The organism is Neoroseomonas lacus (assembly GCF_014644535.1).
In the GTDB taxonomy this organism is placed as follows: domain Bacteria; phylum Pseudomonadota; class Alphaproteobacteria; order Acetobacterales; family Acetobacteraceae; genus Neoroseomonas; species Neoroseomonas lacus.
The window spans coordinates 111,388-123,924 of record NZ_BMKW01000015.1 but is presented as its reverse complement, the minus strand read 5'-3'; the positions used below and the strand labels follow the sequence as shown (position 1 = coordinate 123,924).

At 69.3% G+C, this 12,537-nt stretch carries 10 protein-coding genes; all 10 read right to left on the bottom strand.

The window, feature by feature from the left end; genetic code table 11:
* Window positions 1-6: 6 nt before the first annotated feature.
* Genes IEY36_RS25500 through IEY36_RS25455 form a run of 10 tightly spaced genes read right to left on the bottom strand, consistent with a single transcriptional unit; the run spans window position 7 to window position 12,510 of the window.
* Window positions 7-1,110 (bottom strand): NAD(P)/FAD-dependent oxidoreductase, encoded by a 1,104-nt coding sequence (locus tag IEY36_RS25500; protein ID WP_188972227.1) that lies wholly within the window; start codon window positions 1,108-1,110, stop codon window positions 7-9.
* Window positions 1,107-2,486, bottom strand: coding sequence for an FAD-dependent oxidoreductase (locus IEY36_RS25495; protein ID WP_188972225.1), 1,380 nt, complete (start codon window positions 2,484-2,486; stop codon window positions 1,107-1,109). Before IEY36_RS25495 ends, IEY36_RS25500 begins: the two co-directional genes overlap by 4 nt.
* Window positions 2,483-2,758: a (2Fe-2S)-binding protein gene (locus tag IEY36_RS25490; RefSeq protein ID WP_188972223.1), complete on the bottom strand. Its 276-nt coding sequence runs from the start codon at window positions 2,756-2,758 to the stop codon at window positions 2,483-2,485. The genes IEY36_RS25495 and IEY36_RS25490 overlap by 4 nt, the downstream gene beginning before the upstream one ends.
* Window positions 2,755-3,450, bottom strand: a complete 696-nt coding sequence (locus IEY36_RS25485; protein WP_188972222.1) for an SDR family oxidoreductase — start codon at window positions 3,448-3,450, stop codon at window positions 2,755-2,757. Before IEY36_RS25485 ends, IEY36_RS25490 begins: the two co-directional genes overlap by 4 nt.
* On the bottom strand, window positions 3,447-4,427 hold the full coding sequence (locus IEY36_RS25480; protein ID WP_188972220.1) for an ABC transporter ATP-binding protein: 981 nt from the start codon (window positions 4,425-4,427) through the stop codon (window positions 3,447-3,449). Before IEY36_RS25480 ends, IEY36_RS25485 begins: the two co-directional genes overlap by 4 nt.
* On the bottom strand, window positions 4,424-6,274 hold the full coding sequence (locus IEY36_RS25475; RefSeq protein WP_188972218.1) for a dipeptide/oligopeptide/nickel ABC transporter permease/ATP-binding protein: 1,851 nt from the start codon (window positions 6,272-6,274) through the stop codon (window positions 4,424-4,426). Before IEY36_RS25475 ends, IEY36_RS25480 begins: the two co-directional genes overlap by 4 nt.
* Window positions 6,274-7,227 carry an ABC transporter permease gene (locus tag IEY36_RS25470; protein ID WP_229681570.1) on the bottom strand — a complete coding sequence of 318 codons (954 nt, stop codon included), beginning with the start codon at window positions 7,225-7,227 and terminating at the stop codon, window positions 6,274-6,276. Before IEY36_RS25470 ends, IEY36_RS25475 begins: the two co-directional genes overlap by 1 nt.
* Window positions 7,228-7,231: 4 nt before the next feature.
* Window positions 7,232-8,752, bottom strand: a complete 1,521-nt coding sequence (locus tag IEY36_RS25465; protein WP_188972216.1) for an ABC transporter substrate-binding protein — start codon at window positions 8,750-8,752, stop codon at window positions 7,232-7,234.
* A gap of 42 nt (window positions 8,753-8,794) precedes the next feature.
* Window positions 8,795-10,444, bottom strand: a complete 1,650-nt coding sequence (locus IEY36_RS25460) for a hydantoinase B/oxoprolinase family protein (RefSeq protein WP_188972214.1) — start codon at window positions 10,442-10,444, stop codon at window positions 8,795-8,797.
* Window positions 10,441-12,510, bottom strand: coding sequence for a hydantoinase/oxoprolinase family protein (locus IEY36_RS25455; RefSeq protein ID WP_188972212.1), 2,070 nt, complete (start codon window positions 12,508-12,510; stop codon window positions 10,441-10,443). The genes IEY36_RS25460 and IEY36_RS25455 overlap by 4 nt, the downstream gene beginning before the upstream one ends.
* Window positions 12,511-12,537 lie beyond the last annotated feature (27 nt).

Here is a 12,537-nt window from a genome sequence, read left to right as displayed (position 1 = left end):
GGCGCGTCAGAAGCGGTCGATGCGGAACGGGTCGAGCGGGATGTCCGTGCGTCCGTCGACGATCAGCTCGGCCATGATCGCGCCGATGCCCGGGCCAAGCTGGAAGCCGTGGCCGGAGAAGCCGAAAGCATGGAACAGGCCCGCCGTGGTGCGGCTTGGCCCGATCACCGGGATGCGGTCGGGCATCCTGCCGTCGATGCCGCTCCAGGAGCGGATGATCTGCACGCCAGCCAGGGCCGGCACCAGTTGCGTGGCGAGTTGCGCCGCTTCCATCGTCACTTCCGGCAGGGGGCGCGACCACGGGATGGACGCATCCGCTTCGCCATGGCCGCCACCGAGGATGACGTTGCCGCGCGGGATCTGGCGCAGATAGACATTGCCGCCGACCACGCCGAGGTTGGGCTCGATGAAATAGGGCAGCGGCTCGGTCACCGCCATGTTCGGTGACAGCGGTTCGATCGGCACCGCCTCGCCGAAGGCCGCCGCGACGGCGCCGCCCCAGAAGCCCGCGACGTTCAGCAGCACAGGCGCGGCGAAGCTCTCGCCCGCCTTGGTGCGCAGCGTGAAGCGCGCGCCGTCATGGGCGTGGGCGACGACCTCGGCATGTTCGCGGATATCCGCCCCGGCGGCACGCGCGGCATGGGCCAGCGCCGGCGACAGCAGCCGTGGGTTCGCCGCGCCGTCCTCCGGCGCGAAGGATCCCGCCACCACCAGGGGGCCGAGCCAGGGATAGTCGCGATGGATCGCGTTGCGCCCGACCATGCGCAGCGGCAAATCGTGCTGTTTCGCGACATCGAGATAGGCGATGAGTTCCGCCTCCTCCGCCTCGCTGCGCGCCAGCTTCAGATGGCCGGTGACGGTGAATTCCGCATCGGTGCCGACCAGCACGCCGAGGCGCCCCCAGATCTCGCGCGAACGCCGTGCGATCGGCAGTTCCGCCGGGTTGCGCCCCTGCTGTCGCACGCCGCCGTAATTCACGCCGGAGGCCTGGCCGCCGACCAGGCCGCGTTCCAGCAGGATCACCCGCATCCCGCGCTGCGCGAGGTGCAGCGCGGCGGAACAGCCGGCGCCGCCGCCGCCCTGAATCAGCACATCGCAGGTGGTTGTCATGGCGCGGCCTCGGCGCTGATCGGAATCGGCTTGACCGGCGGCTGGCCGCGCAGGCGGCCGATCTGCGGCACGGTGCAGTTGAGTTCCGCGGCGAGGATCTCGGCGGCCGCGGCGCCGCAGACGCGACCCTGGCAACGCCCCATGCCGACGCGCGTGAAGGCCTTGGCGCGGTTCATCTCCGGTGCCGGGCCGGTCGCCGCCTCGGCGCGGGCGGCGGCGCGCAATTCGCCGGCGCGCAGCCCTTCGCAACGGCACAACAGCGTGTCGTCGGCCATGGCGCGCGCGAGATGCGCAGGAAACGGAAAGGCGCGTTCCAGCGCGGCGCGGAAGCGCGCCTGCGACGCCAGGCGCCGGTCGAGTGCCACGGTCTCAATCGGGTCGAGGCGATGCCCGGCATCCTCCAGTACCGCGAGGGCGGCGCGCGCACCGGTCATCTCCGCGACCTCCGCCCCGCCAATGCCCGCACCGTCACCGGCGAGGTAGATACCCGCGACCGGCGTGCGGCCGGCGCCATCACGCACCGGCACCCAATTCGCCTGCAGCGCGTCATGGCGGAACGGCACGGCGGCGAGGTCGGCGAGCTGCGCTTCCGGCTTCAGCCCCCAGCCCATGCCGACGGCGTCGCAATCGATGCGATGGTCGCGCCCCGCCGCATCGCGCCAGGTCACGGCCGTCACGCCGTCATCGCCACCCTCTATGGCGAGCGGCGTGACACCCTCTGCGATGCGAATGCCGCGCCGGCGGAGCCAGGCGATGTAGTACAGGCCCTTGGCGAAGGTCGCGCCACCAAGCAGCAGCCCCGGCGTAGCGCGCGCCTTGGTGATGAAGGGCGTGGTATCAAGCACCCCCGCCACATCCGCCCCTGCCTTGGCGTATTGATACGCCACCAGCCACAGCAACGGACCAGTGCCGAGGAAGACGACGCGATGACCGATGGCACAGCCCTGCGTCTTCAACGCGATCTGCGCCGCGCCCATCGTCGTCACCCCGGGCCGCGTCCAGCCGGGGAGAGGAATGACGCGGTCCATCGCGCCGGTGCAAAGGATGGCGGCGTCGTAGGTCACGGCATCCTGCCGGCCGCCGCAGAGCGTCTGCAGTTGTCTGGCCCCGGGGCGGATGTGCCAGACCAGCGTGTCAGGTCGCCAGTCGCAGCGCGGCTTCAACGCATCGAGCGTGTCGTGCAGCGCCGTGGCGCGTTTCGCTTCGAAGCCGTAGAGGCTGCGGGCGTCCCGTGCGAGACCCGGCGGCGGCCGCTGATAGATGCGCCCGCCGCCATCGGACGCCTCATCGATCCAGACCGGCGACAGCCCGGCCGCGACCAGCCGTTCCACTGCGCGCACGCCGGCGGGGCCGGCACCGACCACCGCGACCTTCATCCGCGCCGGATCTCCATGCCGTCCTCAGCCAGCGTGGCGCAGGCGCGCAGCCGGCCGCGTCCTTCGACCACCACCCAGCAATCCTGGCAGGCGCCCATCAGGCAGAAGCCCGCACGGGGGCCATCGCCAAATTCACTGTCGCGCAGATAGCCGGCATCGGCGGCCAGAAGGGCGGTCAGCAGCGTGTCGCCGCGTTGCGCCTCGATCGGCACGCCGTCCAGGCGCAACGTGATGCGTGGCCGCGCCGCATCCCGCAGGCGAACGAGCTTCACAGCAAGTCCTCATGCCGGCAATTCACCAGCAGTTCCGCGACCGTCGCGTTGTTCGGGAGGCGCAGCACGGATTCGATGAGCGCGGCGATGTCCTCGGGGCGCGACATGCTGTCGCGGCTGACCTTGGTCACATGCGACGTCATGTCGGTATCGACGAAGCCAGGGCAGACGGCGGTGGCGCGGATGCCGTGCTCCCACCCCTGGCGCCGGACTTCCTGCGTCAGCGCCATCACCGCGAACTTGCTCATCGCATAGCCGAGATTCTCGTTGCGCACGCGCTTGCCGGATAGCGAGGCGATGTTCACCACCCGCCCTTCCCTCGCCGCGACGAGATGCGGCCAGGCGGCGCGGATGACACGCATCGGGCCCTTGGCATTGACCGCCCACATGGCGTCGAAATTCGTCTCATCGGCGTCGAGCATCGCCGCGCGGGGATTGATGCCGGCGGCATTCACCAGCGCGTCGATACGGCCATGCCGGGCCATGGTGGCGGCCACCCAGGCCTCGGCGCTGCCCGGCGTCGCGGCGTCGAAGCGATGGGCGGAGAGACGGTCATGCACCGGTAGGCGCGACACGTCGCGAACCCCGGCGCTGACGGTGTAGCCCGCCGCCAGCAGTCGTTCCGTCACCGCGCGCCCGATGCCGCGCGCCGCCCCCGAGACCATCGCGACACGGCCGACAGGATCCATCATGCGGCGATCTCCTCGGCACGGTGACAGGCGATCCGGCGCGTGGCATCGCCCGGCAAGAGGCGCAGCGCCGGCACCGACTGAGCGCAGGCCGGTTGCGCCATCGGGCAGCGCGTGCGGAACACGCAGCCGGAGGGTGGCTTGGCGATGCTCGGCACTTCGCCGGCCAGGGGCGAGGCCGCCGCGCCGCGATGGCGCAGCGAGGGCGTCGCCGCCAGCAGCGCCCGTGCATAGGGGTGGGCCGGGGCGCGGAAGATCTCGGCTGCCGGGCCTTCCTCCATCACCAGGCCGAGATACATCACCACCACGCGGTCACACAGGTGGCGCACCACGTGCAAATCGTGGCTGATGAAGACCAGTGCGAGGCCGAGTTCGCCACGCAGATCCGCCAGCAGATTCACCACCTGCGCCTGGATCGAGACATCCAGCGCCGAGACCGGTTCATCCGCCACGATGAAGTCCGGTTGCGTCGCCAGTGCACGCGCCACGGCAATGCGCTGGCGCTGACCGCCGGAGAATTCATGCGGCAATCGCTGCGCGTGGCCAGGGTCGAGCCCGACCTGGCGCAGCAGCGCGGCGACGCGGTCCTGCACCGTGGTCCCCTGCGCGAGGCCGTGGATGACCATGCCATCGGCGATCTGCGCGCCGATCACCCGGCGCGGATCGAGGCTGCCATAGGGGTCCTGGAACACCATCTGCATGCGTCGGCGCAGGGCGCGCAATTCGGCGGCGCTGATGGTCGCGAGGTCACGATCCTCGAACATCACGCGCCCGGATGTCGGCGTCATCAGCCGCAGCAGCAAACGGCCGAGCGTCGATTTGCCGCAGCCGGATTCGCCCACCACGCCGACCGCCTCGCCACGATGCAGCTCGATATCGACGCCGCGCAGCGCCATCATCGGCACGCCGCGGCCAAACAACCCGCCGCGACGATGGAAGGCGCGGGTGAGCCCCTCGCCACGCACCAGCGGCGCTGTCATGCGAGTTCCCTCCAGCGCAGGCAGCGCGCGGCACGGCGGGGCGCGACCTCCTCGAGCGCGGGAGCGGTCACGGTGCAGGCAGGCTGCGCCATGGCGCAGCGCGGGGCGAAGCGGCAGCCGGGCGGCATCGCCCAAGGCTGCGGCACGGCGCCAGGAATGGCGGAGAGACGTTCGGCCTCGCCCTCGGGCGTGGATGCGATCAGCGCGGCGGTATAGGGGTGGCGCGGCGCGGCGAGCACCTCATCGGCGGGGCCTTCCTCCACCACCTCGCCGGCATACATGACGGCGACACGGTCGGCGATCTCGGCGACGACGGCGAGGTTGTGAGTCACGAAGACCATGCCCATGCCACCCTCCGCCTCCTTCAGCGCCTGCAGCAGCGCGAGGATCTGCGCCTGCACGGTGACGTCGAGCGCGGTGGTCGGTTCATCGGCCAGCAGCAGGCGCGGATGATTGGCGATGGCGGCGGCGATCATCACACGTTGGCGCTGCCCGCCCGAGAGTTCATGCGGATAGGCCATGGCGGCGCGTTCCGGATCGGGCAGGCCGACCTGGCGCAGCAGCGCCACGACACGGTCATGCACGCCGTCATGGGTGCCATGGGCGCGCAGGCTCTCGGCGACCTGCGTGCCGATGCGCAGCAGCGGGTTCAGGCTGCTCGAGGGGTCCTGGAAGATCATTGCCATGTCGCGGCCGCGCAGCGCGCGCAGCTCAGGCTCCGGCAGGCGCAGCAGGTCGCGCGGCATGCCGTCCTGGCCGGTCAGCATGATGGAACCGGCGACCGGCGTGACCGCCGCCGGCAACAGCCCCATCACCGCGAGGCCGGTCAGCGTCTTGCCCGAACCACTCTCGCCGACGATCGCCAGCGTCTCGCCGGGCGCGAGGCTGAGGCTGACGCCGCGCACCACCTCGATCGGGCCGTTCGGTCCCGGCACTTGCAGCGTCAGACCCTGCACCGAGAGAAGGCCGGGTGCCGGGGGCGACGGCACCGGCGGTAGGGCGAAGACTCGCCCGAGAAAGCCGGGCCGGCCCATCGCCCGGCCGCGCGGGTCGAGCGCATCGCGCAGCCGGTCGCACAGCAGGTTCAGCACCAGCACCGTGCCAGTCAGCGCGAGGCACGGCCAGAACAGCAGCAGCGGCGCCTGTTCCATCGCGCCGCGAGCGCCACGGATCATCAGCCCCCAGGACGGTGCCGGCGGCACCACCCCGAGGCCGAGGAAGGATAGCCCACTTTCCAGCAACATCGCCGCCGCGACGGTGAGTGAGAATTGCACGATCAGCGGCGTCGCGATGTTCGGCAACACGGTCAGCGCCAGGATGCGTCGCGTCCGCGCGCCCAGCGCGTGCTGCGCCGTGACGTAGTCGAGCGCGCGGGTGGACAGCGTCTCGGCATAGGCGACGCGGGCGAAACCGGGCGCGAAGAGGATGGAGAGCGAGAAGATCAATGTCCCCGCGCCGGGGCCGAGCAGCGTCACCACCAGCAGGGCCAGCAGCAGCGGCGGGAAACAGAGCACGATCTCGGCCGCGCGCACCGTCAGCAATTCCACCACACCGCGAAAATACCCGCCGAGAATGCCAAGCAGCGTGCCGATCAGCGCCGCGGCCGCCGCCGCCGAGAAGGCGACCGACAGCGACACCCGCGCGCCCCAGATGATGCGCGACAGCACATCGCGGCCATATTCGTCCTGGCCCAGCCAATGCTGCGCGGAAGGGCCGGTCAGGCGATGGGCGATGTCCTGCCGCACCGGGTCGATGAGCGGCATGATCGGCGCGGCGATCGCCAGCAGCACGATGATGGCCGCGAGCACGCCCGGCAGGATCAGGCCGCGATACGCCGCGCGCCGCATCAGCCGTGCCTGACGCGTGGGTCGATCACTGCATAGAGCAGATCGACGAGAAAGTTCAGCAGCACGAACAGCGCGGAGATGACGAGGACGATGCCCATCACTTCCGGATAGTCGCGTGATTCCACCGAGCGCACGAGGTAGCCGGACAGGCCGGGCCAGTTGAACACGAATTCCACCAGCACCGTGCCGCCGAGCAGCGAGCCCAGATGCAGTGCCACCACGGTGACCACCGGCGTCAGCGCATTGCGCAGCACATGGCGCCGTATGATCCCGGCGGGTGATACGCCGCGCGCCTGGGCGGCACGCACATGGTCGCGTTCCAGCACCTCGAGCACTGAGGCGCGCATGACGCGGAACACCACGGCGCCAAGGCCGACGGCGATGGTGCCGGCCGGCATCAGCAGCAGCAGGATGTGTCGACCCGGGTCGCGCGCGAAGGGCACGTAGCCGCCTGCCGGCACGAGGCGCAGATGCTGGGCCAGCACCAGCACCGTCAGTGTGCCGAGGACGAAGACCGGCACGGACAGCGCAAGGCCCGCACCGGCAGTCAGCAGGCGGTCGAGCATGCCACCCGCGCGCAACGCCGCCGCGACGCCGAGTGGCACGCCGAAGACCAGCGCAATCAGCCCCGCCGCGCCGACCAGTTCCAGCGTGCGCGGCAGGCGCAGCGCGATCTCATCGACGATCGGGTGTTCATCCTGCAGCGCCAGGCCGAAGTCCCCACGCAACAGGCCGCCCATGTAGTCGAGGTACTGCGTCCACAGCGGCAGGTTGAGCCCGAGCCGATCGCGCAATTCCTCCACCGCCGCCGGGTCCGGCGCGATGCCGCCCTGGGAGAGCAGCAGCTCCGCCGGGTCGCCCGGGATCAGGTGGATCACCAGGAAGACCAGCGAGGCCACGGCCCAGACCAGGCCGACCGAGACGATCAGGCGACGTGCCGCGAAGGCCAGCAAGGCGTCAGGCCACGTCGGTGGTTTCGAAGGTCAGGCCCGAATAGAAGGTCAGTGCCCCCGGCAAATTCTTGAAGCCCGTCACCTGCTTGCGCATGGCGTAGCCCTGGCTGCGCCAAGTCAGCCCGACCATCGGCGCCTGCTCGATGGCGATGCGCTCGACCTCGCGATAGATGTCCCGGCGCTTCGCCTGGTCGAACTCGGCACGCCCGGCGGCGAGCAACTCGGTGATCCGGTCGATCTTCAGGTTGAAGCTGCGGACATAGGAGGGCGAGAGCGACCCGTCGATGAAGTTGGCGATGCCGTCGGGGTCGTTGCTGTCGGCGGCGGTACCCATCACGGCAACGTCGTACTGGCCGCGATTGCCGATGGCCACGCGCGTCGCCCAATCGGGCATGTTCAACTCGGCGCGGATGCCCACGGCCGCGAGGTGCTGCTGCACCACCTCCGCCGTGTCCTTGTGCATGCCGTATTGCGCAGTGGACAGCAGCGAGCAGGATATGCCGCCGGCATGCCCGGCCTCCGCCAGAAGGCGCTTCGACAGGTCTGGGTCGTACTTCCAGCCATCCTTGAATTCGGCATTGTAGAAGGGGCTCGATTCGGCGACGGGCAGCTGCTGGAGCGGCGAACCGCGACCGAAGAAGGCGGCGCGCACCAGCTCGTCACGCTTGATGGCGTGGGCGACGGCCTTGCGCACGCGCGGGTCGTTGAAGGGCGGGCGCGAGCCGTTGAACACCAGGAACATGAAGGCGCCATCGACGGTGTCCAGGCTCAGCGCCGGATCGGCCGCGATCGCGTCCATCGACTGCCAGGGCACGTATTCGATGAGGTCCACGTCGCCCGAACGAAGCGCTGCGACGCGCAGATTCTCGTCGGCATAGGCGATGGCGCGGATGCGCTTCAGCTTGGGCAGGCCGGCGCGGTGGAAGCCGGTGAAGGGCTCCAGTTCCAGCGAGACGCCGCGTTCCTGCGCCTTGATCATGAATGGTCCGGCGCCGACGGAAGTCCCGCGCGGCGAGTTCCGCGAGATGATCGGCAGGTGGTAGGACGCCATCATGATCGGCAGCGTCGCCACCGGGCTTTTCAGGATGATGCGCACGGTGCGGTCATCCGGCGTCTCCACCCGCTCGACGCCCTGCATCTCAGAACGGAAATAGGCGGTGGAGCGTTCCGCGGCGATCTGTTCGATGGTCCACTTCACATCGGCTGAAGTCACCTTCTCGCCGTTCTGGAAGCGCGCGTCGCGCAGCTTGAATTCCCAGCCTTGGGTGCCGATCGGTTGCCAGGATTCGGCGAGTTCCCCGCGCAGCGACCCATCCGGCGCGTAAGAGGTCAGGCCGCGATAGATCATCAGCTTGATCGTCGCGGCAGCGGTGCCGGTGTTCTGCCAGGGCTGGATGCTGGGCGGGAAGGATGACAAGCCGAAGGTCAGCTCGCCAGGCGTGCCGGCGCGGGCGCCGGGGGCACGCAGGAACGGCAGACTTGCGGCGCCGGCCATGACGGCGCGGCGGGAAACGGTCGGACCCATGCTCAGCACTCCTGTTTCTTGTTGCCCAGACGAAGCCTTGGTTCACCCAGCGTAGCGGTAGATATCGCGTGCCGTCTTCTGCCCGATCGCGCCTTCGGCCAGGTCGCGCGCCACGGCGGCGCTGTCGCGCTTGTTCGGCGGGCCGTAGCCGCCGGCGCCGGGGCTGACCACGGCGAACCACTGGCCCGCCTTCAGCACCGCATTGTCCTTGTCGAACACCACGCCGGGGCCGCATTCGATGGCGCCATGCCCGCCGGCACCACCACCGAGCAGCCCCCAGGAGCTCGAGGTCAGTCGCGATACATCGACGCGTACGCGGCAATCCTGGTCGGCACGATAAACGCGGCGCAGCCCCATCCCGCCGCGGAACTGACCGACGCCACCCGAATCATCCACCAGTTCATAGCGCAGCAGCGTCAGCGGGTACTCAATCTCCAGCGCCTCGACAGGCAGGTTGGAAGTGTTGGTGACATGCACATGCACGCCGTCGAGCCCGTCCTTCGTCGCGCGCGCGCCGGCACCACCGCCCATCGTCTCCAGATACACCCAGATCGCGCCATCATCCGGCCGCTGCCCGATGAAGGTCGCCACGGTACAGACGGAGTTGGAACAGGCCGTTACGCGTTCCGGCACCGCCTGCGCCAGCGCACCGATGATGAGGTCCGACACGCGCTGGCAGGTTTGCACGCGGCCATTCACCGCGGCCGGATGCGCGCAGTTCAGCACGGTTCCATTGGGCGCGGTGACCGTCAGCGGCCGCGCGAGGCCGGCATTGGGCAGGATGGTCGGATCGACCACCGATTTCACGACGTAGTAGGCGGTCGCGGCGAGCGCGGTCCAGGTCATGTTCAGCCCGGCGCGCAACTGCTTCGGGCTGTCGAAATGCAGCGCCATCGCATCGCCCTGGATGGTGACGCGGACCTTCAGCGGCAGATGCTCGGTGACCTCGGTGCTTTCGAAGACATCCTCGAAGGTCCAGGTTCCGTCGGGCATGGCGGCGATGCCGGCGCGCATCTTGCGCTCGGCATAGTCGAGCAACGCGGCACCCGCGGCCAGCACCACCGCTGTGCCGTACTTCGTGCACAGCGCCTGGAAGCGCTGCACGCCGACGCGGTTCGCCGCCATCTGCGCACGCAGGTCCGAGAGGCGTTCGCGCGGCACCTGGCAGTTCAGCAGGATGAGGTCGAGCACATCCTTCTGCAGTTCCCCGGCGCGATACAGCCGCACCGGCGGAATACGCAGGCCTTCCTGATAGATATGGGCGTGCCCCCGATCGGCGAAGTCGGAATGGTGGGCGAGGTTCACCGTCCAGGCGACGATCGCGCCATCGACGAAGATCGGCTCGGCCAGCACGATGTCGGGCAGGTGCGTGCCGCCGCCTTCATAGGCGTCATTGCCGACAAACACGTCGCCAGGCTGCATCTCCTCAACCCGGTGCTTCTTCATGATGTGCGGCACGATGCCGATGAAGCTGCCGAGGTGGATCGGAATGTGCTCGGCCTGGCAGAGCGTGTTGCCGGCGGTGTCGAACAGCGCCGTCGAGCAGTCCCGCCGTTCCTTGATGTTGGTGGAGTAGGAGGCGCGGATCAGCGCCTCCCCGGTCTCCTCGACGATGGAGGAGAGCGCGGCGCCGATCACCTCGACGGTGATCGGGTCCAGCACGGGCGCGTGGGTCGCGGGCGCGTCGTTCATGCCGTCACCTCCAGGATCAGGTTCAGGTAAGCATCCACGCGGGCGTGCATGCCGGGCAGCACGACGGTGGTGGTGTCCATCTGCTCGACGATCGCCGGGCCGGTGAAGAGGTTGCCGGGTGCGAGCTTCTCGCGGCTGTAGATCGGCGTGTGGACGAAGGCGCCGGCCTCGGGGAACCAGACATCGCGTTCGCCGATGATAGCGCCGGAGGCATCCGGACCGGCATCGGGATACGATTTCAGTTCCGCCTTCTTCACGCTGCCCGTGGCTTCCAGGCGCAGCGTGACCAGCTGCACCGGTTCGCCCTCGGCGATGAAGCCGTAGCGCTGCTTGTGGGCCTCGGCGAAACCTTCGGCGAGAGTCGCGATGGTCGCCGCCGTCACCGGCCCATCGGGCAGCGGCACGGCGAGTTCGTAGTTCTGCCCTGCATAGCGCATATCGGCCGTGCGGGTCATGTGGCGGTCGCCGGCGGCGATCTCCTCATGGCGGAACCATTCCTCGGCACGCGTCACCAACCCATCGAAGGCGGCGGCGACATCACCAACTGACTCCGCCGTCGCCGGCAGCAGTTTCGTCGCGGCGAAATCGGCGCGCAGGTCGGTCAGCAGCAGCCCCATGGCGCAGAGGATGCCAGGATAAGGCGGCACCAGCACGCGCTTCATGTCGAGTTCGCGCGCCAGCCGCGCCGCATGCAGCGGCCCGGCGCCGCCGAAGGCCATCATCGTGTAGTCGCGCGGGTCATAGCCGCGCTGCACCGAGATCACCCGGATCGCGCGCGCCATGTTGGCGGTGACGACGGAGATGATGCCCTGCGCCGTCTCCATCACGCCGAGGCCGAGCCTTTCCGCCAGCCTGGCGATGGACGCCTTGGCCAGCGCCTGGTCCACCTTCATGCGGCCGGCGAGCAGGTATTCGGGGTTCAGCGTCTGCAGCACGACATTGGCGTCGGTCGTCGCCGGTTCCGTGTTGCCGCGGTCGTAGCAGACCGGCCCCGGATCGGCGCCGCAGCTGCGCGGCCCGACCTTCAGCAGCCCGCCGCCATCGATATAGGCGATCGACCCGCCGCCGGCGCCGACCGTGTGGATGTCGAGCATCGGCGCCTTGATCGGATAGCCATGCACCATGGCCTCCGAGGTCAGCTTGCAATGTCCGCCATTGAGCAGCGCGACATCGGTGGAGGTGCCGCCCATGTCGAAGGTGATCAGATCCTCGAAGCCCGCGACGCGGCCGATCGCCTGGGCGCCGACGACGCCGGTGGACGGGCCGGACAACACCGCGCGCACCGGCATCTCGGCCGCCGTGCCGAAGCCGATGACGCCGCCATTGGATTGCGTCAGATGCGGCGTCGCTGTCATGCCGAGGTCGCGCAGTCGCGGCGTCAGGCGCTCGATGTAATTGCGCATGACCGGCCCGAGGTAGGCGTTCAGCACCACGGTCGAGAGCCGTTCGAATTCGCGGAATTCCGGGGCGATCTCGTGGCCGGCGCTAATGAAGACGTCGGGCATTTCCTCGCGCAGGATGGCAACGGCGCGCTGTTCATGCTCCGGCCGGATGAAGCCGTAGAGGAAGGAGACAGCAATCGCCTTCACCCCCGCTTCCTTCAACGCCTTCGCGGCGACGCGCATGCGCGCCTCATCCAGCGGTAGGTCGATGCGGCCATCGTGGCACACGCGTTCCGGCACTTCCTGGCGCAGGTCACGCGACACCAGCGTCGGCGGCTTGTCCGCCTGCATGTCGTAGAGGTCGGGGCGCTTCTGCCGGCCGATCTCGAGCAGGTCGCGGAAGCCGTCGGTCGTCACCAAGCCCGTCTTCACGCCGCGATGCTGGATCAGCGCATTGGTCGCAACCGTGGTGCCATGGCCGAAATACGTCACCGGCGCGCCCGGCTGCGCGGCCTCGGGGGCGACGCGACGCATGCCTTCCTCGACCCCCTGGGCGATGCCGCGGGATGGGTCATCGGGGGTGGAAGAGACCTTCCACACCTCGACCCGCCCGTCCTCCTCATCGAAGAGGCAGACATCGGTGAAGGTACCGCCCGAATCCACGCCAACACGCCAACGGGCCATGAAGCTGCTTCCCTATCGCGGATGATC